Raw genomic sequence first — 26256 nt, 5'->3', positions numbered from 1 at the left:
AAAATAAAAACGCCCCTTCATATAAAATGAAGGGACGAAAATATTCGCGGTACCACCCTACTAAAGAATAAAAGCCCATCAAGGCTCACTATTCTTCGCTTAATGTGTTAACGGTTCTACCGTCTTTCACTAGGGTCTAAAACCTTTGCAAAAGAAGCTCCTGGGTGTAATTCGCGGGTCATTTTTGTACTGATTTGCACCATCCATCAGCTCTCTAAAACAGGGAAATGCCGCTACTTGTTCCATTCAACGCTGTATATTCAGATATTGAATTTTTATCATATATATTTTCTTTTGTCAAATTAGCAAAAGAATGAATTTTTGAAAACAAGTAAATATTCAGTCGATTTATGCTATAATAATTAGTTTTTCTAGGGAGATGGATGCTATGGGGCTATGGGATAAATGGATGAATAAGGTCATACCAAAGGAAAATACACAGAAGATCCTTCGCATTTCATACGGGGTTATTTGGAACGTTTTCCTTATTTTTGTCGTTATGGCTCTTGTTGGCTTCTCCTTTGCTGGAGGAATGGGAGCTGGCTATTTTGCCTCTTTGGTTAAGAATGAGCGCATAAGGGGCTATGCTGAAATGAAAAAAGACATTTACAATTATGAAGAAACATCAGAAATCTTTTTTGATGATACATCCTACATGGGAAAACTGAATAGTGATCTTGAACGGAAAGAAGTGAAGCTCTATCACATTTCTCCCGTTTTAATAAATGCCGTTATAGCAACAGAGGACCAATATTTCTATCAGCATAACGGTATTGTGCCGAAAGCAGTCATGCGCGCTATTTTTCAGGAGGTTACCAATTCTCCTGTAAAAAGCGGCGGAAGCACTTTAACTCAGCAGCTGATCAAAAATCAGATTCTCACTAACGAGGTTTCCTTCGATCGAAAAGCAAAAGAACTTCTTCTCGCCTTACGACTGGAAAAGTTTTTCGATAAAAAAGAAATTCTGGAAGCTTACTTAAATATTGCTGACATGGGCAGAGATCGTTCGGGGAGAAATATAGCCGGTGTTCAAACAGCAGCCCAGGGTATATTCGGAATGAATGCGAAAAACCTGTCTCTGCCTGAAGCCGCCTTCATTGCAGGGCTGCCTCAAAGCCCTTTCGGATACACTCCTTTTACGAATAAAGGAGAAATTAAACAGGATCTATCCCCTGGTATCAGCCGCATGAAAACTGTACTTAGAAGAATGTACCAGCAAGGCTTCATTACAGAACAAGAGCTCAATAAAAGTCTTGCTTTTGATGTAAAAAGCCACCTGCTGAAAAAAAGAGAAACAGCTTCAGAAAAATACCCTTGGCTTACTTCTGAAATTGAAAAGCGCGCTAAAATGATTCTGTTAGAAAACATTGCAAAAGAAAGCGGCTACAGCCTTTCAGATTTATATAAACATAAGGAGCAGCTGGCAGAATACAAAGCTCTCGCAGATAAACAACTAAAACAAAATGGATATAGAATTTATACAACGATCCATAAAGACATCTTTGAAAACATGCAGCAGGCAGCAAAAGACTATCATAATTATGGCCGTTCCCTTCCGGCTTGGAAACGGGACCCGGACACAGGCAAGAAAATAAGGGTTATGGAACCAGTTGAAGTGGGAGCCATGATGATTGAAAATTCAACAGGAAAAATTCTCAGCTTCGTTGGAGGCCGAGATCATGAGCGGGAGCAGCTGAACCATGCTACCTCTTCCCTCAGATCAATCGGTTCAACGATGAAACCTCTTCTCGTCTACGGGCCTGCTATTGAAGAAGGCGTTATTCAGCCGGGAACTGTTATTCCTGATTTTCCGACTAAAGGATATAATCCAAACAATTATGACAAAGCTATTCACGGACTAGTCAGTGCAAGAAAAGCACTAGCAAAATCCTATAACATGGCAGCCGTAAATACTTATAAAGAAATTAAGGCATCGAAACCCGTCACTTTTCTTGAGAAAATGGGAATCACTTCTTTAACTGCTGAAGATAAAGAAAATGATTCACTCTCAATTGGAGCGATGCATGCAGGGATTACAGTAGAAGAAAATGTTAACGCATACACTACTTTTGCGAATGGCGGCAGCTTTAAAGATGCTTACTTGATTGAAAAGATTGAAAGTGCCGACGGAACACCAATTTATCAGCATCAAAAAAAGGAAATCCGTGTTTTCACCCCTCAAACCGCTTATTTAACACTTGATATGATGAGGGATGTGATTAAAGAAGGAACAGCCAGATCTCTTTTAAATAAACTTTCCTTAAAATCTGACTGGGCCGGAAAAACTGGTACAGCCCAGAATTATGATGATGCCTGGTTTGTTGCATCAAATCCCGCTGTAACTTTCGGAACATGGATTGGGTACGATTCACCGAAACCCCTTCCCAGGGAAACATATAGTCAGAAAAGCCTTGGTATCTGGGCAAAACTGATGAACGCTGCCTATAAAGCAGAACCTGAAATCGGTGCAGCGAAAAAATCCTTTAAAATGCCAAAAGGGATTGTGTCCCGTACATTTTGCTCCATTTCAGGAGAGCTTTCCTCGAACCTTTGCAGAGAGGCAGGCCTTGAAAAAACAGACTTGTTCGATTCTCAGCATGTTCCTGTCAAACCAGATGACAGTCTGATAAAAGGACGCTACTTCACAGTTAACGGCAAGGCTTTTCCGGCCTCTTCAAACTTGCCTTCTGAATTTTTAAGAGAAGGAGTGATGGTAAAAGAATCATTATTAGAGCGGTACGGCATTAAATCTGCCAGTGACCTGGAAACACTTTTTCCGAATAACCCGGAGTGGAGCCGGCTTATCGTGTCAGAAGGCGGAACCATTTTAGACGATGGCAAAGTTCCTTCTCCTGTGACCGGGATTCGCTTTAGCGGTGCCTCCCTAATATGGAGCACTGGAAAAGAATCAGACCTTATCGGGTACAGAGTTTATTCTGATCCTAACGGAAGCGGCCATTTTGTCAAAATAGGCAGTCTTCCTGCAGATGAACAGCCTTCTCTTTCAGTCGGAACGGCAAGAGCCATCTATTACGTCACAGCTGTTGATGCTGAGGGAAATGAATCGGAGCCTTCCTCCTTCACAGCAGGGAGCTTGTATACACCGCCTGAATCCTCTTCAGGAGATAACCAAGGACAGGCTGCGATAGGTACAGCGCCGGTTGGCCAGTAGGTTCTGCCGGTTTATTAGGGTAAGGATAAGGATCTTGCTTTCAGTTTTCATTAGGAATGGAGAGGAATGCTGGTGGAATTATTACGTAATGCCAGAATTTAGTGTTTGAAGATGAAAAAATAGCGATTATAAGTGGGATAAAGGTGTTCTTTGGCAAAAAAAAGGGGTTATGAGCGGATATACGAACTCTTATTAGCGCTGACAGCATTTTAAGAGCGATATTTGATCTTATGAGCGCTGACAGCATTTTAAGAGCGGATATTTGATCTTATGAGCGCTGACTGCTTTTTAAGAGCGTGTTTAACATATGAGTCCCTAAAACATTCTAAGAGCGGAATAACCGAAAATACAACCAGCCACCTTCAAATAGTCTAAAAAAACGAAAAAAAGCCCTTTCGTCAGAAAGAGCTTCCTCATGTTTATTTATCTCATTTATTAGTAACCATATCCGCCCATAAAAGATGCGCCGATAATGATTAACAAAATGAAAAGAACAACGACAAGAGCAAAACCGCTGCCATATCCGCCTCCATCGCCCATTTTCCATCCTCCTCTCATTGTTATCACCATATTGTATGGAAATACGGATAGCAGGTAACTGTTAGATGACCAGTTTTTCTTTTTTTTGCTATGAACCTTTTACTAAAGCTGTTTTCGCAAGGAATGATTCAATAACATTCAGCGGAAATTTGAGGACCCCTTGTTCATCATAATGAGGTAAAGGTTTTGCTTGCATAGCTTGATGGGTATCATACATAGGAAGCATGCGCCATGTGCTGTTCCATGTTGTTTTAGCACTCTTAATAACTGTGAATATAGGCTTAAGTGCTTTAAGAATTGGAGATTCACCGCTGCTTCTGCAAAGTTTCATTACTGGAGGGTTGTGAATGAAAACCATCAAAGAACTTATTCAGCGTATTCAAAAGCACGATTTAGGAGATTTGGCAGCAGTACTAGCCTATTATTTTTTATTATCACTTTTCCCGCTCTTAATTTTTCTTTTAACCTTGCTTCCTTATTTTTCAATTGCCCCAAATAGCGTAGCTACATTTGTAGAACAAATGGCTCCTGGCGATTCAGGCAAATTGCTGACAGAACAGATCAATTCGCTGCTCAGCAAACCGAATGGCGGCCTCTTGTCCTTTGGTATTCTTGCCACAATATGGTCAGCTTCAAACGCCACAAATGCTGTTATTCGATCCTTAAATGTTGCGCATACCGTTGAAGAAAAGAGACCTTTCTGGAAGGTCCGGCTGATGGCTATCCTGCTGACATTTGCTCTCGTCATTGGAATTGCAATGACACTTGTTCTTCCAATTTTCGGTGATGTTATTCTTAACTCTATTAAATCGGTATTTCCGGAAACAGCCATGACTGACGGTTTATTTACCTTAATCAGATATGCCATTTCCTTTGTTCTGATAGCCGTTGTTCTGGGTGTACTTTATTATTTTTCGCCGGATATCAACCTATCGATCAAGGATATTTATCCAGGGGCAATTGTTGGCACTATTTTATGGCAGCTGCTTTCATTTGCTTTCGCCTTATATGTCTCAAGTTTTGCCAATTACCAAGCTACTTACGGAAGTCTCGGAGGAGTTATCGTGCTGCTTACCTGGCTGTATTTGACGGGCTTTGTTATTTTGATTGGCGGAGAGATTAATGCCATTCGATACTGTAAGCGCACAAAAACGCTTTGCACAGATGATGAGAAAAAAGATTACAACATACCAAATGACCATCAGTCCCCCACTCATATGTGATTTTTAATGCAAAAGCACCTATTTTTTACCGTGAATTTATCCTGCGATATAGAAATGACAAAAGCACCCGCCTGGGTGCTTTTCATTTTTATGCTTTAACATCTTTTTTCCAAAATCCTACGATGAGAGCCGTAACTGCTGCTCCAATTAAGATTGCTAAGATATAAAGAAGTGCATTCCATTTCAACAGCCAGAATACAAACACACCGCCATGTGGTGCAGGAAGGGAGATGTGAAATGCCATTGAAAGCGCCCCTGCAATTGCGGCACCTATAACAGATGCAGGAATGACTCTCCCTGGATCTGCAGCAGCGAATGGGATAGCTCCTTCTGTTATAAATGAGGCACCAAGTACATAAGCTGTTTTTCCCGCTTCTCTTTCCTGTTTCGTAAACTTTCTTTTAAAGAATGTTGTAGCTAATGCCATACCAATTGGAGGAACCATACCGCCAGCCATAATAGCTGTAATTGGGGCGTAGTTGCTTGCTCCGATCATAGCAATCCCAAAGGTATAAGCCGCTTTGTTAATTGGTCCGCCCATATCGACAGCCATCATGCCTCCAAGCAAGAGGCCAAGAAGAAGCAAGTTTCCAGTACCAAGACCCTTCAGCCAGTCAGTCAAACTATTCATAATAAAGGCTACCGGCGGATTGACTACAAACATCATGATAAGGCCTGTGATTAAAATTCCAAATAGCGGGTACAAAAGCACCGGCTTAATGCCTTCAATAGATTGCGGCAAACGCCTGAATCCTTTTTTTACACCCTGTGCAACATAACCTGCCAGAAAACCTGCAATTAATCCGCCAAGGAACCCTGCATTTCCGTTAACAGCAATTAACCCTCCGACCATACCAGGAGCAAATCCAGGCCTGTCAGCAATACTCATCGCAATAAAACCTGCAAGAACCGGAATCATGAGCATAAATGCATTCCCGCCGCCAATGTCCTTCAGCGCTTTAGCAAAAGCGTTGAATGTAGGATCGTTTTGTTCTGCCGAATGAATTCCCCAGAAGAAAGAAATCGCAATCAGGATCCCGCCCCCAACAACAAATGGAAGCATGTTTGAAACACCGTTCATCAAATGTTTATAAAATCCTGTTCGCTGTCCTTTTTCACGCTGCCCGCTTTCTTCGTCGCTGCCGCCTCCGCCCTGATAGATTTTCGCATCCTGTTTAAGCGCTTTATCGATCAGCTCCTGCGGTTTCCGAATTGCCTGCGCTACAGCTACTTCAATCACATGCTTTCCTTTAAAACGCTCCATTTCAACCTTTTTATCAGCTGCAACAATAATCGCTGCAGCGCTTTCAATTTCACTTGCTGTCAGTTCATTTTTCACTCCGCTTGAACCATTCGTTTCAACTTTGATGTCAACGCCCATATCTTTCGCTTTTGCTTTCAGAGCATCTGCTGCCATATAAGTGTGGGCAATGCCGGTCGGACATGCTGTTACAGCAAGAACTCTTCCAGTTGATGATCCTGAGGGCATTGCAGCCTCTTGGGCTTCTTGTACATTGGAAGCTGCTTCCTGTGCATTGATTGCTTCAATGATTTCATCCTCTGAAGCAGCCAGATCCAGTTTCCTTCGAAATTCAGGATCCATCAGCAATGAGGATAACTTAGAAAGTGTTTCAAGATGAGTATTATTTGCCCCTTCTGTTGCTGCAATCATGAAAAATAAGCGGCTTGGCTGACCATCAAGAGAATCATAGTCAATCCCTTCTGATGAACGGCCAAATGCAATTGCCGGCGCTTTGACAGCAGCCGTTTTGGCGTGAGGAATCGCAATTCCTTCCCCGATCCCGGTTGTACTCTGCGCTTCGCGAGCCAATATAGCTTTCTTGTATTCTGCTTTATCTGCTAATTTACCGGCCTCATCAAGCTTATTGACCAGTTCATCAATTGCTGATTCTTTTGAATTTGCTTTAAGGTTTAACACAATTGTGTTACGTGTCAGCAGTTCTGTAATTCTCATTACGAAATCCCCCTCAACCCGTTTTTTTAATCCTTACGAATTGTTTTAGTTTTTCTACTTCTTCCTTTGTGCATAGATCATCCGAAAAAGCTGTGGCGCTTCCTGCGGCTACTCCAGTGCGGAATGCATCTTCTATATCTCTTTCTTTTATATAGGATGCAATAAAACCAGCCACAACCGAATCACCGGCTCCTACAGAGTTTTTCACCTTTCCCTTAGGAACGTCTGCAAACAGGGTGTACTCATCGTTTAGAAAAATAGCTCCTTCACCAGCCATAGATACAATTACGTTTTGAACGCCTTCTTCAAGAAGTTTTTTCGCATAAAAAACAACTTCATCGGCATCTTTGATGTCTGTATCAAAAAGTTCGCCCAGTTCATGGTGATTAGGTTTTATTAAGAAAGGTCTGTCCGAAAATGTTTCTCTAAGTGCTGGGCCTGACGTATCGATAACAGTATGAATGCCTGTTTCTTTACATAACCTGGTGATTTTTGTGTAAAAGTCAGAGGACATTGAAGAAGGAATGCTTCCTGCTATCACAAGCATATCTCCTGATTGCAGCCCATTGATCTTCTGAAGCAGCGCTGACTGGTTTTCCTCTGTAATTTCAGGACCTTGGCCATTAATTTCTGTCTCTTCTGAGGCCTTTAATTTCACATTGATTCTCGTTAGATCCTGAACCTCGAGAAAGTCATGCTCAATCGATTCTCCAGTCAAAAAATCTTTCACAAAATCCCCCGTAAATCCCCCTGCAAAACCTAAAGCGATACTTTGTGCATCAAGTCTTTTTAACACACGTGAAACGTTAATCCCTTTTCCTCCCGGGAAGAACTGGGTCTGTTCAGCTCTGTTCAGACCCCCGATTTTGAAATCGTTTGTTTTTACAATATAGTCAATGGATGGATTGAGTGTACAAGTATATATCATGGTGTCATCCCACAACCTTTACGTCAGTTTTTTCTCTATATTCCTTCAGTAAATCGCTTTCAATACACTCTGTTAATATAGCAGCTTCATGAAGGTCTGCAATTTTTGAAAACGCTACTTCTTCGAGCTTTGTGTGATCTGCTAGTATATAAGCTTCCTCTGAGAGGGATATGGCTATTTTTTTAATAGCTGCTTCTTCAGGATCTGGGGTTGTATACCCGGAGTCCAAATGAATGCCATTGACCCCCATAAAACACTTATCAAATCTGTAAGCGCTTAAACTTTCCATTGCCTTTGCTCCAATAAGAGCCCTAGTCTTATACTTCACATAGCCTCCTGTTAAATAAACAGGAATTTCATATTTTAAAAGCTCCTCAAGATGTGTAATACCATTTGTCACGACAACGATATTTTTTCCTGATAAGTGCTTAATCATCTGCAGCGTTGTTGTTCCTGCGTCAAGAAAGATTCGGTCATCACTTTTTACAAGGCTTGCTGCATACTTGGCGATTTTGGCTTTTTCTTCTGTATACTTGGAAGATTTTTGAGCAACACTTGGCTCTTCGCCTTTTTGCTGAATGAGTTCCGCTCCTCCATGAACCCTCCTCAGTTTCTTTTCCTTTTGAAGCTGACTTAAATCCCGTCTGATTGTTGATTCTGATGCATCAGTTGCATCAACGAGCTCCTGAAGAGGCACTACTTCCTTTTTGGAAAGTAATTTAAGGATCCGTGAATGTCTTTCCGGAGTAAGCATTTTGACCACCTCTAGCTTTTCATTGCTTGTAATCTTATATTAACGAAAGCCCTTACAAAAATCAATCATAAAATTCCAAAAACAATCATTTTCATTCAAAACAATTCATTTCACTTCAAATCTATTAAGCTATAAGAACTTAACATTTAAGAAGGTGCTTGTATGAAATAGCCTTAACAGAGGTGAGTATTTAAAAGAGGTTTGATAAGATCCATAAAGAAAGAACCACAATGCTCTCTAAACTATAAATGAGACACTCGGAGGTTTTTTTTGCATGGGCAAAAAGGTATATGCCAGTGAAACCAAATGGGCTGTAGTTAAAGAAATGATGGTATATGTAAAAAAACCTTTGGCTTCTCTTAACATTTAATTATTAGTTTCCTGTAATATTGCTGTTTCAATCTAAAAGAAAAGGCCTGCACAAATGGATTTAAGTGCAGGCCTTTTCTTTATTCTAATAAAACTCTTTTTGCAAAGATTGTTTCTGTCCGTTTGTGTTTCTAACACACTTAAAGATAGGCTTCACGGTATCTTTTCTTAAAATTCGCAGCTGTATATTTGTCTTGAGTTCTCAAATATAGTTGAAAAACAACAAAGTATAAGAAAAGAGCCTTTATTAATCTTCCATTGTAGAGAGATCGCCTTCCGGAAGATCCAGCTCCCAAGCCTTTAGGACACGTCGCATAATTTTACCGCTGCGCGTTTTCGGAAGTTTATCTTTGTATTCAATTTCTCTCGGTGCAGAGTGCGCCGCTAATCCTTTTTTCACAAATTGGCGGATTTCTTCTGTTAATTCTTCTGATGGCGCGTATCCTTCCCTAAGCGCAATAAAAGCTTTAATCACTTCTCCGCGAACCGGATCAGGTTTGCCGATTACACCTGCTTCTGCTACCGCAGGATGCTCGATCAGCTTGCTTTCTACTTCAAAAGGACCTACCCGTTCACCGGAGGTCATGATGACATCATCAATTCTTCCCTGGAACCAAAAATACCCGTCTTCGTCCATATAAGCAGAATCTCCAGACACGTACCAGTCTCCAGGTATAAAATAGGACTCATATTTTTCTTTATTATTCCAAATCGTGTGCATCATGGATGGCCAGCCCTTTTTAATGGCTAGGTTCCCCATCTGATAAGGCGGCAGTTCATTACCTTGATCATCTACAATCGCCGCTTTGACACCTGGAATTGGTTTCCCCATTGAGCCTGGCTTAATTTCCATACTTGGGTAGTTACAAATCACTTGAGAGCCGGTTTCTGTCATCCACCATGTATCGTGAATCCTTTTATGGAAAACCTTTACTCCCCAGCGGACTACTTCTGGATTAAGAGGCTCACCTACACTTAATATATGACGGAGCTCGCTAAGATCATATTTCTTTACAAGTTCATCTCCTGCACCCATCAGCATTCTGAATGCCGTCGGAGCACTGTACCAAACGGTAACCCCGTAATCTTCGAGTGTCTGATACCACGTTTCAGGACTGAATCTTCCTCCAACAATTACATTCGAAACACCATGAAGCCACGGCCCGAAAATACCGTAAACCGTACCTGTGACCCATCCCGGATCTGCCGTGCACCAATATACATCGTCTTCCTTCAGATCCAGTACCCATTTAGCTGTCTGATATTGCTGAAGGATCGCATTGTGGACGTGCAAAACGCCTTTCGGCTTTCCGGTTGAACCAGATGTGTAATGAAGAAGCAGGCCATCTGTTCTTTCGAGCCATTCAATTTCCAGCTCTTTGCTTGCTTCTTTCATTCTTGAGTGAAAATCTATATAAGGTCCTTCTTCTTTTATATCAGAACCTACTAAAATAACATGCTTTAAATCTGGAAGGGAATCTACTGGAACACGTTCTGCAAGCTCAGGAGTCGTAATAATAACTTTTGCTCCGCTGTCCTCCAGCCTGTCACTTACAGCGCCTTCCATAAATGCTTCAAATAGAGGACCAACAACCGCTCCAATTTTAATTGCTCCTAAAACAGCAAAATACAATTCAGGAGTTCTAGGCATAAAAACAAATACCCTGTCTCCTTTTTCAACTTCGGCATGCTGTTTCAAAACATTTCCGGCTTTATTCGAAAGAGCTTTCATTTCTTTAAATGTATACTTTTCTTCACGTGCGGTATCCCTGTAATAAAGGGCAATCTTGTTTTTCCGAAAAGATTCTGCATGTTTGTCAATCGCTTCATAAGCTGCATTTAACCTGCCTGTTTCAGGCCATGAAAATTCGTTCTCCGCTTCTTTCCAATTAAAATCCTGATATTCATTTGTATAGTCAGCTAAATTATGGTTTCCTTTTTCAGCAGGTAACGCTTCCAACTTCATTTTCATGTTCCCCCTTTATGTAGAATGTACATGTTAATTATAGTATAGATTCAAACTTATCTCAATTTTTAAAAATTAATGACGGAAACAAGTATTAAAAGAAAGGCTTAGTTAAAGCGGAGACCCCTCAGGCAAAAGAAGCGCCGGGGAGGCTCCCGGAACCCCCCGCTTAAGATGAGCGCCTGTAGCGGAAATCAACAGTCAAATTTAACAGAGCCAAAAGAAGAGACTTATGAATCTAAATGAAAACGCTTTAGGCTTTATAGTATAATAATAGTTAAGTTTTACTAGGATTAAGGCGGTGAATGAATGAAACATCATAAAACTTATCATGCAATAGAATTGAAAACTCCGCGCGCCAATTTAATAATCGAAGGCCCTGTGTCCTCCAAAAAGCTTGCTGAGTACGAATTTCATGATGGTCTGGTTGCTTTCCGTCCTCCACAGCAGCAAAGAAAAGCGCTTATCGAGATTGCAGCACTTGAAGAGGGACGAATTCTCATTGCCCGGCATCAGGATACGATAGTAGGTTATGTGACCTACTTGTATCCTGATCCGCTTGAGCGCTGGTCAGAAGGCAGCATGGAGAATCTGATTGAGCTTGGTGCAATTGAAGTGATTGCGGATTTTAGGGGATGCTCGGTCGGCAAATCACTTTTAAAAGTTTCCATGATGGATGATGCAATGAATGATTACATCATCATTACGACGGAATATTACTGGCATTGGGACCTGAAGGGGTCAGGTCTGAATGTCTGGGAATACCGCAAAGTGATGGAAAAGATGATGAAGGCCGGCGGGCTTGAATGGTTTGCAACTGATGACCCGGAGATTAGCTCCCATCCAGCCAATTGCCTGATGGCGAAAATCGGCAGCAGAGTGAACCGGGATTCCATTCAAGCATTTGACAGGCTCCGTTTCAAAAATCGATTTATGTATTAACGCAAGCATTTAATGCTGCAAGGGGGTAAGGATAATGATCGTCGAACAAATTATGGCTAAAAACGTTAGAACACTCTCCCCTGAAAATACAGTGGAGGATGCGATTGATCTGCTCAAAAAACAGCGCATTCGCCATATACCGATCCTTACGAAGGAAGGTTTTTTAGCAGGGATTGTATCCGACAGGGATATTAAGGATGCCAGTCCTTCCATTTTTCAGCTTAAGGATCATATGGAAGAGTTAAAAAGGCCTTTAAAAGACATCATGAGGAAAGATGTCATTACAGGTCATCCTTTTGATTTTGCAGAAGAGATTTCTTCTATTCTGACAGAACATCAAATTAGCTGTCTTCCGATTCTAAAGCATGGCAAATTGGTAGGTATCGTTACTGAATCTGATCTGCTTCATACATTCGTAAAGCTTACAGGTGCCAATCAGCCAGGTTCCCAAATTGAAGTTAAAGTTCCTAATGTATCAGGAATGCTGTCTGAAGTGTCCAGTGTTTTTCAAAAGCGAAAAGTGAATATTTCAAGTGTCCTTGTATATCCTGATGCAGACAAACAATCCAAGATTCTTGTTTTCAGGGTCCAGACAATGAACCCATCAGGAGTTATATCCGATTTGGTGAATGAAGGGTATACGGTATTGTGGCCAAACGTACCGGGGATCAATACATGACTGGAAACGCTTTTGTTTATTCACCGCTTTTTCAGAAATACAAGTTCAGTCAGGATCATCCTTTCAATCAGGTACGAGTGGAACTGACGCTGGATTTACTCAGCAGCATGAATGCCATCAGCAAAACAGATCTTTTAGCACCAAGAGAAGCAACAGAGGAAGAATTATCTCTAGTTCATGATAAGGGATTTATCAATGCAGTAAAAAAAGCTGGAAAAGGAGAGCTTCCGAATGAGGAAGCTGGTAATTATGGAATAGGGACAGAAGACACCCCGATCTTCGAGGGAATGCATGAGGCGAGCTCTTTGCTTGTCGGAGGAACCCTCGAGGCAGTAGATTACGTCATGTCTGGTAAGGGCAAGCATGCTGTCAATCTTGCAGGCGGTCTTCACCATGGCTTCAGAGGGAAAGCTTCCGGATTTTGTGTTTACAATGACAGTTCTGTCGCGATGAGATATATTCAGAAAAAATACCAGGCAAGAGTTCTTTATGTAGATACTGACGCTCATCATGGAGACGGAGTACAATGGACCTTTTATGATGATTCTGATATATGCACACTTTCCATTCATGAAACCGGCAGGTACTTATTTCCCGGCACCGGAAATGTATCGGAGAGAGGCCAGGGTACAGGGTACGGATTTTCCTTTAACATTCCGCTGGATGCCTTTACTGAGGATGAATCGTGGCTGAATGCTTACCGTTCGGCATTCAAGGATGTAGTCGAATATTTTAAACCGGACGTCATCTTCACACAAAATGGCGTTGATGCTCATTATTATGATCCTCTGACCCATCTTTCAGCGACCATCGATATTTACAAAGAAATACCAAAGCTTGCCCATGAATTGGCTCACCAATATTGTGATGGCAGATGGATCGCTGTCGGCGGAGGGGGATATGATATTTGGAGAGTAGTACCAAGAGCATGGTCCTTCATTTGGCTTGTAATGAATGAATTGAGCATACCGTCAGCAGTTCCTGAGGATTGGCTCCAAAAATGGCAAAAAAAATCTCCTGTTACTCTGCCGCAAAGCTTTGAGGATCCAAAAAACATGTACAAACCTATCCCGCGAAAACAGGAAATTGAAGAAAAAAATACGCAAACGGTTGAAAGAGCGCTGCAGTTTATCGGACAGAATTCTGCAAATAGCCGGAGCAACTGATACAACTAACCCAGTGGAATCATTAGCTGGAAATTCTCTTTTTTAGTTTTCGATGAATGAAAAAAGGTGAACCAGTCTTTACAGGTTCACCTCTGTTTCATTATTTTGTTGACTGGCGTACCTCAATGCGATGAGGCAATTCAACCGTTAAATCTTCTACTTTTTCTTTGTTCATCAATTTTGTTAATAACCTCATGGCAACAGCCCCGATATCATATGTGGGCTGAACCACAGTTGTTAACAGAGGGCGAACCATTGTAGCAAGTCTGGTATTATCAAAGCCGATCACTTCAAGGTCGTTTGGAATCTGGTAGCCTTTATCCTGGGCTGCATGAATAACGCCAAGAGCCATTTCATCCGTTCCTACAAAGACTGCAGTTGGCCTATCTTGAAGCTCCTCCAGTTTTTCAAAGGCTTCTATTCCTGAATCATAGGTATAGTCACCTTCAAAAATCAAGTCCTCGTTCCATTCAAGACCTGCTTGCTCAAGAGCGCGCTTGTAGCCTTCAAGCTTTTTATACTTATTAATTGGTTCTTCCATAGGACCGCTCACATATGCGATCCGTTTATGGCCTTTTTCTGCAAACATCGTTACTGCATCAAATGCGCCCTGCTCATAGTTGATGTTTACAGAAGCCGTTTCTTCTTCCATGTCTAGAGAAGCAGCGAGAACAATCGGAACAGGAGAACGCTTAAATTCTTCCACAAGTTCCTTTGTAATGTTTCCACTCATAAATAATAGACCATCAACCTGTTTTCCAAGCATTGTATTCAGAAGATGAAGTTCTTTATCTTGATTTTGATCTGAATTGCTCAGGATAATATTATATTTGTACATTGTGGCGATATCTTCAATTCCCCGTGCCAATTCAGAATAAAACGTACTTGAAATATCGGGAATAATGACTCCGACAGTAGTCGTTTTTTTGCTCGCAAGTCCCCTCGCAACAGCGTTTGGCCGATACCCGAGCCTCTCAATTGCTTCAAGCACCTTTTTACGGGTAGTTGGCTTTACATTCGGGTTTCCATTGACAACCCGGGATACAGTTGCCATAGATACATTTGCCTCTCTTGCTACATCATATATCGTAATCGTACTCATTCGTAACACTCCTTTAAACTTTCCTGCAATGCCTGTTTTATATGTATTATTATCATGCACTGGATTTAATAGTAAAATGTCTTAATTTCGCACTTCATGTAAAATATCATACGATACAATGAAAGCGTCCGCAATGGATATACCTTGATTTACCCTATGTTTTCATAGGTTTTTTCACAAAATGTCCATGTAAGCGATTTAAATGCCCTCATGGGATTTTCATAAGTTTATTGAAGCGTTTTCAATTTTAGTCTTCATTAAAGGATGATCTTCCTTAGTATGTCACTTGTGGTCTTTTGATATGAATAAATGAGCTTGGATTGGTTGGTGGGTGTGATTAGGAGGAGATAATTCTTTTTACATAACAAAAAAATGGCCCAAAAGATCATTAAACGACCTAATGAGCCAGCCTGAGAGTTAATCCATTATGCTTTTAAAGCAGCTAGCGGACGAAGAGCATTAATCCAATCGTTAAATTGGTCAATGTTCATTTGCTGTGCAGAGTCAGATAAGGCAACAGCCGGATCCGGGTGAACTTCTGCCATAACTCCGTCTGCTCCGATTGCAAGCGCAGCTTTTGCAGTAGGAAGAAGCAGGTCGCGGCGTCCAGTAGAGTGTGTTACATCCACAAATACAGGCAAGTGAGTTTCCTGTTTCAGGATCGGCACTGCTGAAATATCGAGCGTGTTTCGTGTTGCTTTTTCATATGTGCGAATACCGCGTTCGCAAAGAATAATTTGGTCATTGCCCTGTGCGATAATGTATTCTGCCGCATTCATGAATTCCTGAAGTGTTGCTGCAAGACCGCGTTTCAGCAATACCGGTTTTTTGACTGCACCGGCAGCTTTTAGAAGTTCAAAGTTTTGCATGTTGCGTGCACCAATTTGAATAACGTCGATGTACTGAACAGCTGTTTCGATATCAGCAGGATTCACAATTTCACTGATGACTGCCATATCATATTCGTCAGCAACCTTTTTCAAGATTTTTAGTCCTTCAAGACCCAGTCCCTGGAAGTCATAAGGGCTTGTTCTTGGTTTAAAAGCGCCTCCGCGAAGCAGGCGGATACCTTGTTTTTTAGCTGCTTCAGCTACTTTCGCCGTTTGTTCATAGCTTTCAACGGCACATGGACCAACGATGAATGCCTGGCTTCCGTTTCCGATCAATTCTCCTTTTACATTTACAACTGTATCTTCTGGTTTCTTTTTGCGTGAAACGAGCAAGGCTTTACTGTGATCGTCTTCTTGCAATTCCAATCCTGCTTTGAAAATTTCCTTGAAGATATGCTGAATAGTCGATTGTTCAAATGGTCCGTTATTTGCTTCATTGATCACATCAAGCATTTTACGTTCGCGGACAGGATCAAAACGATTAACCCCCTGGCTTTCCTTTGCCTTTCCAATTTCTTGAACGATTCTTCCCCGCTCATTGATTAATTCCAGAATTTGCAGGTTCAACTCATCCACTTTTTGTCTTAAGATCTCTAATTCTGTTTGGCTCATTTCATTCATCCTTTCCTTTTATATGATTAAAAAATGATTTATCTGGTAGGGATAGCCCGCCAAACCAAGGTTTTCGTTTATTAAGCTATCTAAATGTGTTACATTTTTTTTAGTAATTAGTGATTATTATAACAAACTTTCACAGAATGTCACGATAAAAATCTTTAATATTTAAACGCTTTTAAGCGGTAAAGTATTTTATGACTATTTTTTGAAGAAGGTGTTTTTATTTTGGAAAAAAATCAAGTCACTTTTGCACTTGATATAGGCACGCGCACCGTAGTGGGCCTCATGCTAAAGGAACATGATGAGGGCTATGAAGTGCTGGATATGGTGATAGAAGAGCATGCAGAACGTGCCATGCTTGATGGGCAAATACATGACGTTGAAGTTGCAAATGTTATTCAGTCTATAAAAGAAGAAATGGAAAAAATTTACGGTCCACTGAAGAAGGTTTGTGTTGCTGCAGCAGGCCGGGCATTAAAAACGGAAAGAGCATCCATTCAATTGGATATAGAGGGCAAACCAATCATGCAAACGGAAGATATTCTTCACTTGGAGCTGATGGCTGTCCAAAAGGCTCAGGAACAGCTGGCCCAAATGCAGAAAGAAAGCATGCTGAACAGATATGATTGTGTTGGATATTCCGTTATTTGTTATCGTTTGGATGATCAGGAGATAGGCAACTTAATGGATCAGCAAGGCGAAAAAGCGTCTGTTGAGATCATTGCAACCTTTTTGCCAAAGGTTGTCGTTGAGTCCCTTCTCGCTGCCCTTGCCCGTGCAGATTTAGAAATGGAAGCCCTGACTCTTGAACCAATCGCCGCAATTAATATTCTGATCCCACAGTCGATGAGAAGGCTCAACGTGGCACTTGTTGATATTGGCGCAGGCACTTCTGATATTGCTGTTACAGATGCTGGTACAATTACTGCCTACGGTATGGTGCCTGTAGCTGGTGATGAAATAACCGAGGCTGTTTCGGATGAATTTCTTCTGGATTTTCCTGCGGCAGAAAAAGCAAAGCGGGATTTCTTAACTGAAACTTCTATCACAATCACAGATATTCTTGGATTTGAAATGGAGCTTTCTTCAGAGGAAGCTGTGGAAAAGATCCTGCCGGCCATAGAACGGCTTGCTGATGCTATTGCGAAAGAGATTCTGTTCCTAAACAATAACCGCTCTCCAAAGGCTGTCATGCTGGTCGGTGGAGGAAGTCTTACTCCGGGCCTTTCGGGAATACTTGCAAAAAAATTGGAGCTTCCGGAGAATCGTGCAGCTATCAGAGGCATTGACGCAATAGCCAAACTAAAACTAAGCGAGCATATTTCGGGTGGCCCAGAGCTTGTAACCCCTATTGGAATAGCCATTGCTTCGAAACAGTCCCCCATCCAATACATACATGCTTATGTAAATGACCGTGCTGTCAGGATGTTTCAAATGAAAAAATTGGCTGTTTCTGATTGTCTGCTGGCTGCCGGTCTTCCAATCAGTAAGATGTACGGCAAACCAGGGCTTGCCGCTATTATTGAAGTCAACGGACATACGGTCTCCATTCCAGGGGGACATGGAAAACCTCCTGTTTTATTTAAAAATGGCACTCCTTGTACGCTAGTGGATAAGATTGCCCATGGTGACCATCTGACTGTAGAGAAAGGTCTTAACGGAAGTGAACCTGTTATTTATGTCAAAGGATCTCCTTGACGCAGAAACCACCCGGAAATATTTCATCAATGGGACTCAAATCGAAATTTCTCCCGAGATTCTGATTAACGGGAAAGCTGCAAGTGCTGAATATTTATTGAAAGACCGGGATAAATTAATTTACCAGTTTCCTGACACCATAGAATCATTATTTCGTTCCCTTTCAAAAGAAGAATGCTTAACAAAAATCCATCCCTTTTCAATTATGCTTGATGGAAAAAAATTAAATGCAGATTCTTTTTCAGGCAAGCTTTTTAAAAACGGTATCCAGTCTGCCAAAGAAGCAAAAATAGAAAACGGCGATCAAATAACCGTTTCTCCTCCTCAGTCACCAAAGCTCGAAGAAATTGCCGAGTCAGCCGGGTTAAAGCTCGTTCATTCAATGACTGTTTACTTTAATGAAAAACCAATAACAATGCAAAAAACAGCGGCAGAAGTCTATAGGAATGAAACACTTCTTAAGATAGAGGATAGGGTTTTTGAAGGAGATGTTTTACACATTGCAAAAAAACAACATTCAGGCTTTATCTTTCAGGATGTATTTGTAAAATCTGATCTGCAAATTCCGGACAGCAACAAAACAAGGTTTACAATTTTGAAAAATGGCGTTCCAGCCGGATTTGATACCCCGCTTGTTGAGGGAGACCGCCTTGCTATAGAATGGACTTAGCTTTCTTTCAAAGCGAACGAAGCAGAAAAACAGCGGAGATTCCGCTGTTTTTTGTTTGCCCAACTATGCAAGTACTGCTTTTTTGATAGATGTTGCCGTAATATTCCAATGAGAGGTATCCCATACTACACGATTTCCTTCAAACAAGAGTGCCTGCGGAGTCTCATGCTTAATTCCATAAGTTTGGGCAATATGATTCGAAAGCTCTCTGGATTCTTGAACATGCAGAAAATAAGCCGGCACATCTTCATTTGCACTGACAAACTTTTCAAACTCATTAAAAGCTGCTCTAGAGATTGGGCAGGTCAGACTGTTCTTGATAAAAAGAAAACGGCCTTCTGTCTGAGCTAGATTCTCAAATTGTTCAATGGTTTTTATATTTTGTGCTGCCATCTGCTAACACCTCATTTACAAGTTTATATTAGTCTGTTTTCGCAAGATTGTTGCTATTCGTATGGATTTAGAATACACATGAAGATAAGCTTCGTGGCATCTTTTCTTAAAAATAATCGGAATACTTGTTTGGAATTCATTTATTTTGTTGAAAAACAACAAAGTTTAAGAAAAAAAGCCTTATAGTAAAAGAATCGGCAGGATTTCTGCCGATTCCTTACTTTCAAGATTGATTTGCAGATTCAGGAACTGTTTCCTTTTTTTCTTCTGAAGTTTGATCAGCTTGGCTGCTGATCACTTCTTCTTGGGATTGAAGGCTGCTGTTCTCTGAATTGCGTGCTTCTTCAGCCAATTCATCTACAGCAGATATTTCATCATTTACTGAGTCAGAATCATTATTGGATTTTCTGATGTCGCGAACTTTGTTCATCAGCTGGCTGGACTGTTCTGTTACAGTTTGAGTTAAAGAAGAAGTTCTGTCTTTGGCAATGTTTGCCCATTCGCCGCCTTTTTCAAGTGCGCCGCTTGTTAATTTATTCGTTTTTTCAGCAACAGTACTTGCCTGAGTGCTAATATCCCCTCTAAGCTCTCGTCCTGATTTCGGAGCAAGAAAAAGGGCTGTTGTAGCACCAATAATTCCTCCGATTAGTGTGCCAATGATAAAGTCCTTTGTGTTAATTTCATTGATTTCTTTGCTCATTTTCTATTCCTCCCTTAATTGTTATCTTAAAATATGGCTGTTAAAGATTGTTCCAATTCTTATATGGTTAGGACACGAATAAAGAGAATCTTCGTGGCATCTTTTCTTAAAATTCGTAGTTGTATTCTTGGCTGGATTCATTTATTTCGTTGAAAAAGCAACAAAGTTTAAGAAAAGAGCCTTTATTATTAATTGTTCTGAGGTGTTGTGGTATTGGTTTTCATCGGTACAGCGGCTCTTACTGAAGCGCCTTCAGTATTCGTACCGTTTTTTCGTGATTTCCATTTGCTCCATAAATCCATTGCCGTGTTTCCCCACTGAATTGCTGCTGAAATTTTTTCTGAATTATTTTCAATGCCATTTGAAACAGATGCTGATACATTTTTTACTGAGCGGTTAAGCTGCTGCACTGAGGCCCCCACATCTTGAACAGCTTGAACAACGGTATTCAGACGAACTGATTTGTCTTGAATATCATCTGCCAGTGCATTCGTTTTATGTAGGAGTACTGTGGTCTCAGTGGTAATTCCCTGCATTTGGGTTTCAAGCCCTGTTAAAGTACCTGCGACATTATCAAGTGTTGACTGCAATGATTTCAGCGTTTTTACTAAAAAATAAACAAGAACAGCAAAAGCTACAGCAATTATGGCAACACTTAAGTATAAAAGTATTTCCACGATGGGCACCTCCTCTACGATCTAATTGTGTTATACCCTTCACTAAACATTATAAACATTATCATATTCTCTTATTAGGCAATTCTACAAGCGAGAAAAAAACCCTTTTTTGTTGAAAAATTTTTACTGTATTTTTTATACGAAAAACCCCCAAAAAAATCCCTGCATTTCTAAGCAGGGATGAAAAGGTTTTATATTAATGGCCGGGAACGTTCCGGAAGCCAATCGGCTAAAAAGGCGGGCAGTTCTCCATCGTAAGCATTGGTTGTATGTCCCCCGTTTTCAATAATAAAGGTTTTATCCTCGCTTGAAACAAGTTCAACCACCCTTGCGCTATTTTCTTTTAAAACAAGCTTGTCGAGATCAGTGGAGACCACGAGAAGATTCGCTTTTATGTTTTTTAATTCTGCTTTTTTTCCATCAATGACCAATCCGCCATCAATAAGTTTATTGTCTCTTCCCAAGTCATTCGAGAGCTGTTTCATTGCTGCTCCAGAAAATGGAACATGACTATTCGTCCATTTATTGAGCCTTTTCCATTTGTCAATATACTCATCATCATAAGCTTTGTTTAAAAGGGATAGATAAGGGGTGAAATAAATAGGGTATGTCACAAGCCTCATGCCGGCCTCCATTGCTTTGGCAGTCACTAAGCCAAAAGCGTCAAATAAGCGGTCGAACGAAACTTCTCCTCTGCGCGCAACATTAGCCCATTGATCAAAAAAGGGAACTACACTGGTATCTATTGCAGCAACACTCAAAATTAAATTTTTGATTGGCTCTTCTGCAATAGTGGCATACATCGCTGCAATTGTACCCCCGAGACAATACCCGATAACGGTTATTTCATCAGCACCTGAGTGTCTAAGGGCCCTTTGGATACCCCTTTGAACATATTGTGTAATCATGTCGTCTGCTGTCATGTCTTTGTCTTCATAACCTGGACTGCCGAAATCAAGAAGGTAGACATCAAATCCATTCTTGATGAATGCCTCGATCATGCTGTTTCCTTTTCCCATATCCAAAATAAAGGGCTGGGTTACGGGTGAATAAACGAGAAATAAAGGAACCTCATATTTTTTTTCCTCTGGCTTGTAATGCCATACAGTTGCTTTATTCTTTTTCCAGATAACTTCCCTTGGAGTTGGATATAGATCAGGTTCAGGACTTATCCGGACAGTTAAAAAATTCGCCCATCTCTTTAATTCCATTTCGGGATCATATGAAGCGGCTTTTCTTTCCCCATTGTCTCCATTCATGCTTTTGCACTCCATTTTTCCATCAATCTTTTAGTTATAAATTCAGTGAAAAAATCATCTGTACTTTTTGTCCCCAGCCCATTTGCAGGATCATCTGCACTTTTTGTCCCCAGCCCATTTGCAGGATCATCTGTTTTTTTTGTCACCAACCCAGTTGCAGAGTCAAGCAGACTTTTTATTAAAACACTTTTCGCAGAACTTGAACTGCTTGCAGCCTTCTCCTTGAATACTTTTTTTCTTCTGTTTTGGAGAGACTGGCTGATCCCTTCTGGTACAGATTTCCCCTTCAGCATTGATAAAATTTCAAAAACTTCTTCTTCTATCAGATCCAGTTTATCCTCTGACTGAACAACCAGTTTTCCTACACGGGAAACATCATTTTTAGTAGGAAAATTCATTGGAATGGACGCATCCTCTATAAAATCCTGAAGTCCAGCAACCAAACGGGCAAGAACCTGTCCGCCTATGTTCGCTGCCTTTATGATTTCTTCGTTATTAAGGGCATCCTGTATGAACTGATTCATCTGCCCTTCAAGCTGGAAACCCGTCTTCTTAAGCCATGCATAAAATTCTGCGGGGTCCTGTTCCATACTCATTGTTTCAAGCTGGAGACCCAATTTCTTAAGCCAATCATTAAAATAGGAGTTCTGTTCCTTACCCATTTCTTCAAGCTGGAGTCCCAGCTTCTTAAACCATGCAGAAAATTCGGAGTTCGTCACATTACCCATTTCTTCAGGCTGGAGACCCAGCTTCTTAAACCATGCAGAAAATTCGGAGTTCGTCACATTACCCATTTCTTCAAGCTGGAGACCCAGCTTCTTAAGCCATGCAGAAAAATCGGAGTTCTGTTCATTACTCATATTCCATGCTCCTTACTGTTTTATTAGGATTGGATAAAAGTCCCCTATATCGTTTGGAAACCAGTCCATTTATCTAGCAATCCTCCCTGTTAACCCTTTCGATATATTATAGGAGCAGTCTCTAAACAGGGTGAACAAATTGGTTTCTTAGCCTTAGCCTTTTTTTCATAGTGGAATAATCTAAATCCTTGCGCTATTTTTAACTCTCTTGTCATAGGAAACACGATATTTCCAACATGACAAAAAACATTTCAAATCCTGCCTTTTTCGAATAGCAGCCAATTAAACTAAACAGTCTTCATTCTAATGCCTTAAAGGAATATCTCTATTTTTTTATAAAAATAGATTAATGGCCAAGGCGGGTTTGTCTCCGGAAGAATAAACTGATTTCGTTAAATTTCATTTATAAGGAGCTGTTTCCCCTAATGACCGAACAGCAAGTAGAGGACCTATTTGACTTAAACGGGCATTCTGCCCTGTATAAAAAAATCCGCTATCCTCTATGGCTTTCAGGAAAGCTTGATCATGCCGACCCAGAGCTTCTCGAGTCTTTTTTATCGCATTATTCTTTTAACGAGAACACTCTCTTTGATCAATTTATGTTTCATTTTCAAGTTTTCAGCAGAATTTATGAAAAAGATAGATTTCCGACCATTTTTTAAAGTGAACAGTTTGAGGAGAGATGCCTGAAAGGTTTCTCTCCTTTCATTATGAAGCGGTTTCACTATTGTTTTTTTCTTCAAAATAATTCCGAACTTTCGTGATATTAGGGTACAATAGAGAGGTACAAAAGGATAAAGGGGGCAATAAAAATGAAAGATCCTCGGATTGAAAAACTCGCAAAAAATATGATCAATTATTCTTTAAAATTGCAAAAAGGCGAAAAGGTACTGATTGAGAACTTTGGATTGCAGCGGGAACTTGTTACAGCACTCGTTAAAGAAGCTTATGCAGCAGGCGCCTATCCATTTGTTTCTATTAAAGATCACCAGGTGGACCGTGCCTTGTTAATGGGAGCGCAAGAAGAGCATTACAGCATGATGGCTGAATTTGAAGCCAATGTGATGGGCAAAATGGATGCATACATAGGATTGCGGTCTGGAGATAACATCAATGAACAGGCAGATGTTCCAGATGATAAAATGAAAATAATGGGCAAAACAGTCAGCCAAAAAGTACACCGTGAAATCCGCGTGCCAAAAACCAGATGGGTTGTTCTGAGATACCCTACATCTTCCATGGCTCAGCTAGCAAAGATGAGCACGGAAGCGTTTGAAGACTTCTACTTTGATGTTTGCAACCTTGACTATGGAAAAATGGATAAGGCAATGGATGCGCTCGCTGCTTTAATGAATAAGACAAATAAGGTCCGGCTTACAGGCCCTGGTACTGACCTTTCTTTCTCCATAAAGGATATTCCGGCCGTTAAATGTGCAGGGCACTTAAACATTCCTGATGGAGAAGTATATTCAGCGCCAGTTCGTGACTCTGTAAACGGAACGATTTCTTACAATACCCCTTCACCATATAACGGCTTTACTTTTGAAAATGTGCAGCTGACGTTTAAAGATGGGAAAATTGCAGAAGCATCTGCCAATGACAGCGAACGGATTAATAAAATTTTCGATACAGACGAAGGGGCGAGATATGTAGGAGAGTTCGCAATTGGCGTTAATCCATACATTCAGCACCCGATGCAGGATATTCTGTTTGATGAAAAAATCGACGGCAGCTTTCACTTTACTCCAGGTCAGTGTTATGATGATGCATTCAATGGCAATCATTCCAACATTCATTGGGATATGGTTATGATTCAGCGACCAGAATACGGCGGAGGAGAAATTTATTTTGATGATGTCCTTATCCGAAAAGACGGCCGTTTCGTTATTCCGGAACTTGAAGGCTTGAATCCGGAAAATTTGAAATAAGAATTGCAAAAACCGCTAGCCAGTATTGGCTAGCGGTTTTTTTTGCTTTTTGATTTGATTTGCAGAGCTGAACGAGACGCTTCCGCTTCTCTTTGTCCAGCTCCGCCTCCTAGCCCCTCGAGGTCACTTCGAAAAATCCCTTAAAGTCAAAACCGGACTTTAAGCGATTTCCCTCCAGTGCTTGTCGGGGCTGAACAGTCGGCTCCGCTTTTCTATATTAAGTTAATACTTCTTCATAGGCTCTTTGATATTTTTGGATGTCTCCGGCTCCCATGAAGACAAGGACGGCGTTTTCGTGTTTTCTTAGAATTTCTGTTTCATCTTCATCAATCAAATTGGCCTGATCAATTTTTCCTTTCAGGTCATTGATGGAAAGCTTGCCGGAATTCTCTCTTGCTGATCCGAATATATCGCAAAGGTAAACGTAGTCAGCTTTGTTAAGACTTTCTGCAAATTCATCAAGGAACGATTGAGTTCTCGTAAAGGTATGCGGCTGAAATACCGCTACAATATCACGATCAGGATATTTCTGTCTCGCAGCATCGATTGTTGCTGTAATTTCAGTCGGATGATGAGCGTAGTCGTCTATCAAAACTTGTGAACCGACTCTTTTTTCATTAAATCGGCGCTTAACACCGCCAAAGGTCTGAAGTCTCTCCTGAATAATTTCTGCATCAATTTCTTCATAATGGCAGATCGCAATAACGGATAGTGCATTCAGAACGCTGTGATCTCCATAAGTAGGTATTTTAAAGGATGCATAAAACGTATTGCGGACATAAACGTCAAAGCTTGTTCCTTCTGTTCCTTTGACAATATTTCTTGCCTGGAAATCATTTTGTTCGCCAAATCCATAATAAACGACCGGAACTTTCGCTTGGATATGCTGCAAATGTTCATCATCGCCGCATGCAATGATTCCTTTTTTCACTTGAAGTGCCATCTGCTGGAAGGCATCAAATACATCTTCAATACTTGAGTAATAATCCGGATGGTCAAAATCAATATTCGTCATAATCGCATAATCCGGATGATAGGATAAAAAGTGGCGTCTATATTCGCAAGCTTCAAAAGCAAAATATCGGCTGTCTTGAATTCCTTTGCCTGTTCCATCCCCGATCAGAAATGAGGTAGGCTGTGCTCCTTGCATCACATGAGAAAGCAGACCAGTAGTAGATGTTTTACCATGAACACCTGTTATTCCGACGCTTGTGAACTTCTCCATAAGCTGACCCAGAAAGTGATGGTACCGGATAACCGGCAATTCAAGCCTTAAGGCTTCTGCGATTTCTTCATGATTGTCCGGATAAGCATTACCCGCAATAATCGTTAATCCTGGTTTAATGTTTTCCTTATTAAAAGAGAAGATTGGAATACCTTTATCTTCAAGAGCTTTTTGGGTAAAAATGGTTTTATCAATATCGGAACCCTGCACTTCGTAACCCATGTCAAATAGAATTTGAGCAAGGGCACTCATACCCGTTCCTTTTATTCCAACAAAATGATAAACAGTCATAAGCAGTACCTCCAACAACGTCTATCTGATTGACAGTATATGACGTTCATCTAGAATTGCAACTCAGTAGTTGTCCGTTTAAAGAAGCTTCGTATGTATTACAACACAATAAGTTTACAGCTGAAAATGGATACAACTTCCAGATCACTCTCGATTTTTCCATTTATTCACTTTCATAACGCCTTAGAGCAAGCATTAAAGCAGCTCTTTTAGTTTAATAAAGAAAGAAAT

22 protein-coding genes and 1 other annotated feature are annotated in these 26256 nt (G+C 40.8%); of the genes, 9 read left to right on the top strand and 13 right to left on the bottom strand.

From position 1 onward, the window contains the following. Positions 1–27 precede the first annotated feature (27 nt). Positions 28–259: a binding site (T-box leader), on the bottom strand. A 129-nt stretch (positions 260–388) separates the two neighbouring features. Continuing rightward, positions 389–3172, top strand: a complete 2784-nt coding sequence (locus tag ACOT8F_RS05560; protein WP_421650581.1) for a transglycosylase domain-containing protein — start codon at positions 389–391, stop codon at positions 3170–3172. Between the two features lie 435 nt (positions 3173–3607). Here the strand turns inward: ACOT8F_RS05560 and ACOT8F_RS05555 are convergent, their stop codons facing one another. Next, complete coding sequence (locus ACOT8F_RS05555) at positions 3608–3712, bottom strand: YjcZ family sporulation protein (RefSeq protein ID WP_421650580.1); 105 nt, start codon at positions 3710–3712, stop codon at positions 3608–3610. Positions 3713–4059: 347 nt separating this feature from the next. On the opposite strand from ACOT8F_RS05555, the gene ACOT8F_RS05550 reads away from it, so the two are divergent. Beyond that, entirely contained in the window at positions 4060–4935 is an 876-nt protein-coding gene (locus tag ACOT8F_RS05550; protein WP_421650579.1) for a YihY/virulence factor BrkB family protein, read from the top strand. Between the two features lie 88 nt (positions 4936–5023). Here ACOT8F_RS05550 and ACOT8F_RS05545 read toward each other — a convergent pair whose 3' ends face one another. From ACOT8F_RS05545 to acsA, 4 genes are all read right to left on the bottom strand, one after another. Then, entirely contained in the window at positions 5024–6910 is a 1887-nt protein-coding gene (locus ACOT8F_RS05545) for a PTS fructose transporter subunit IIABC (protein ID WP_421650578.1), read from the bottom strand. A 13-nt stretch (positions 6911–6923) separates the two neighbouring features. After that, positions 6924–7838: a 1-phosphofructokinase gene (gene pfkB / locus ACOT8F_RS05540; protein WP_421650577.1), complete on the bottom strand. Its 915-nt coding sequence runs from the start codon at positions 7836–7838 to the stop codon at positions 6924–6926. Between the two features lie 4 nt (positions 7839–7842). After that, positions 7843–8592, bottom strand: coding sequence for a DeoR/GlpR family DNA-binding transcription regulator (locus ACOT8F_RS05535; protein ID WP_421650576.1), 750 nt, complete (start codon positions 8590–8592; stop codon positions 7843–7845). Between the two features lie 616 nt (positions 8593–9208). Continuing rightward, on the bottom strand, positions 9209–10927 hold the full coding sequence (gene acsA / locus ACOT8F_RS05530; protein ID WP_421650575.1) for an acetate--CoA ligase: 1719 nt from the start codon (positions 10925–10927) through the stop codon (positions 9209–9211). Between the two features lie 309 nt (positions 10928–11236). On the opposite strand from acsA, the gene ACOT8F_RS05525 reads away from it, so the two are divergent. Genes ACOT8F_RS05525 through ACOT8F_RS05515 form a run of 3 tightly spaced genes read left to right on the top strand, consistent with a single transcriptional unit; the run spans position 11237 to position 13714 of the window. Further along, the gene (locus ACOT8F_RS05525; protein WP_421650574.1) at positions 11237–11869 is read left to right on the top strand and encodes a GNAT family N-acetyltransferase; all 633 of its coding nucleotides are present in this window, start codon (positions 11237–11239) and stop codon (positions 11867–11869) included. Positions 11870–11903: 34 nt separating this feature from the next. Then, on the top strand, positions 11904–12548 hold the full coding sequence (locus tag ACOT8F_RS05520; protein ID WP_421650573.1) for an acetoin utilization AcuB family protein: 645 nt from the start codon (positions 11904–11906) through the stop codon (positions 12546–12548). Further along, positions 12545–13714, top strand: coding sequence for an acetoin utilization protein AcuC (locus tag ACOT8F_RS05515; RefSeq protein ID WP_421650910.1), 1170 nt, complete (start codon positions 12545–12547; stop codon positions 13712–13714). Before ACOT8F_RS05520 ends, ACOT8F_RS05515 begins: the two co-directional genes overlap by 4 nt. Before the next feature lie 100 nt (positions 13715–13814). On the opposite strand, the gene ccpA is transcribed toward ACOT8F_RS05515, so the two are convergent. Together ccpA and ACOT8F_RS05505 are read right to left on the bottom strand one after the other, a co-directional pair. Next, entirely contained in the window at positions 13815–14816 is a 1002-nt protein-coding gene (gene ccpA / locus ACOT8F_RS05510) for a catabolite control protein A (RefSeq protein WP_421650572.1), read from the bottom strand. A 425-nt stretch (positions 14817–15241) separates the two neighbouring features. After that, the gene (locus ACOT8F_RS05505) at positions 15242–16318 is read right to left on the bottom strand and encodes a bifunctional 3-deoxy-7-phosphoheptulonate synthase/chorismate mutase (protein WP_421650571.1); all 1077 of its coding nucleotides are present in this window, start codon (positions 16316–16318) and stop codon (positions 15242–15244) included. Positions 16319–16549: 231 nt separating this feature from the next. Between ACOT8F_RS05505 and pilM the strand changes: the two genes are divergently transcribed. Beyond that, positions 16550–18022 (top strand): pilus assembly protein PilM, encoded by a 1473-nt coding sequence (gene pilM, locus ACOT8F_RS05500; protein WP_421650570.1) that lies wholly within the window; start codon positions 16550–16552, stop codon positions 18020–18022. Further along, the gene (locus ACOT8F_RS05495; protein ID WP_421650569.1) at positions 18003–18692 is read left to right on the top strand and encodes a hypothetical protein; all 690 of its coding nucleotides are present in this window, start codon (positions 18003–18005) and stop codon (positions 18690–18692) included. The genes pilM and ACOT8F_RS05495 overlap by 20 nt, the downstream gene beginning before the upstream one ends. A 63-nt stretch (positions 18693–18755) precedes the next feature. Here the strand turns inward: ACOT8F_RS05495 and ytxJ are convergent, their stop codons facing one another. From ytxJ to ACOT8F_RS05470, 5 genes are all read right to left on the bottom strand, one after another. Next, complete coding sequence (gene ytxJ / locus ACOT8F_RS05490) at positions 18756–19085, bottom strand: bacillithiol system redox-active protein YtxJ (RefSeq protein ID WP_421650568.1); 330 nt, start codon at positions 19083–19085, stop codon at positions 18756–18758. Between the two features lie 223 nt (positions 19086–19308). Continuing rightward, on the bottom strand, positions 19309–19785 hold the full coding sequence (locus tag ACOT8F_RS05485; RefSeq protein ID WP_421650567.1) for a YtxH domain-containing protein: 477 nt from the start codon (positions 19783–19785) through the stop codon (positions 19309–19311). A 188-nt stretch (positions 19786–19973) separates the two neighbouring features. Then, complete coding sequence (locus ACOT8F_RS05480) at positions 19974–20462, bottom strand: DUF948 domain-containing protein (RefSeq protein WP_421650566.1); 489 nt, start codon at positions 20460–20462, stop codon at positions 19974–19976. A 191-nt stretch (positions 20463–20653) separates the two neighbouring features. Then, positions 20654–21721 carry an alpha/beta fold hydrolase gene (locus ACOT8F_RS05475; protein WP_421650565.1) on the bottom strand — a complete coding sequence of 356 codons (1068 nt, stop codon included), beginning with the start codon at positions 21719–21721 and terminating at the stop codon, positions 20654–20656. Next, positions 21718–22581 (bottom strand): hypothetical protein, encoded by an 864-nt coding sequence (locus tag ACOT8F_RS05470; RefSeq protein WP_421650564.1) that lies wholly within the window; start codon positions 22579–22581, stop codon positions 21718–21720. The genes ACOT8F_RS05475 and ACOT8F_RS05470 overlap by 4 nt, the downstream gene beginning before the upstream one ends. A gap of 425 nt (positions 22582–23006) precedes the next feature. Here ACOT8F_RS05470 and ACOT8F_RS05465 point away from each other — a divergent pair, with 425 nt between their 5' ends. Continuing rightward, positions 23007–23243 carry a hypothetical protein gene (locus ACOT8F_RS05465; RefSeq protein WP_421650563.1) on the top strand — a complete coding sequence of 79 codons (237 nt, stop codon included), beginning with the start codon at positions 23007–23009 and terminating at the stop codon, positions 23241–23243. Positions 23244–23393: 150 nt separating this feature from the next. Next, positions 23394–24509: an aminopeptidase gene (locus ACOT8F_RS05460; protein WP_421650562.1), complete on the top strand. Its 1116-nt coding sequence runs from the start codon at positions 23394–23396 to the stop codon at positions 24507–24509. A gap of 217 nt (positions 24510–24726) precedes the next feature. On the opposite strand, the gene murC is transcribed toward ACOT8F_RS05460, so the two are convergent. Then, a complete protein-coding gene (gene murC / locus ACOT8F_RS05455; RefSeq protein WP_421650561.1) occupies positions 24727–26025 on the bottom strand; it encodes a UDP-N-acetylmuramate--L-alanine ligase in 1299 nt (432 codons plus the stop codon). Positions 26026–26256: the final 231 nt, after the last annotated feature.

Source organism: Chryseobacillus diguaensis (genome assembly GCF_049220665.1).
Lineage (GTDB): Bacteria > Bacillota > Bacilli > Bacillales > Bacillaceae > Metabacillus_B.
Note: the sequence above shows the minus strand (reverse complement) of the source record. Positions and strands in the feature narration are given on the sequence as shown.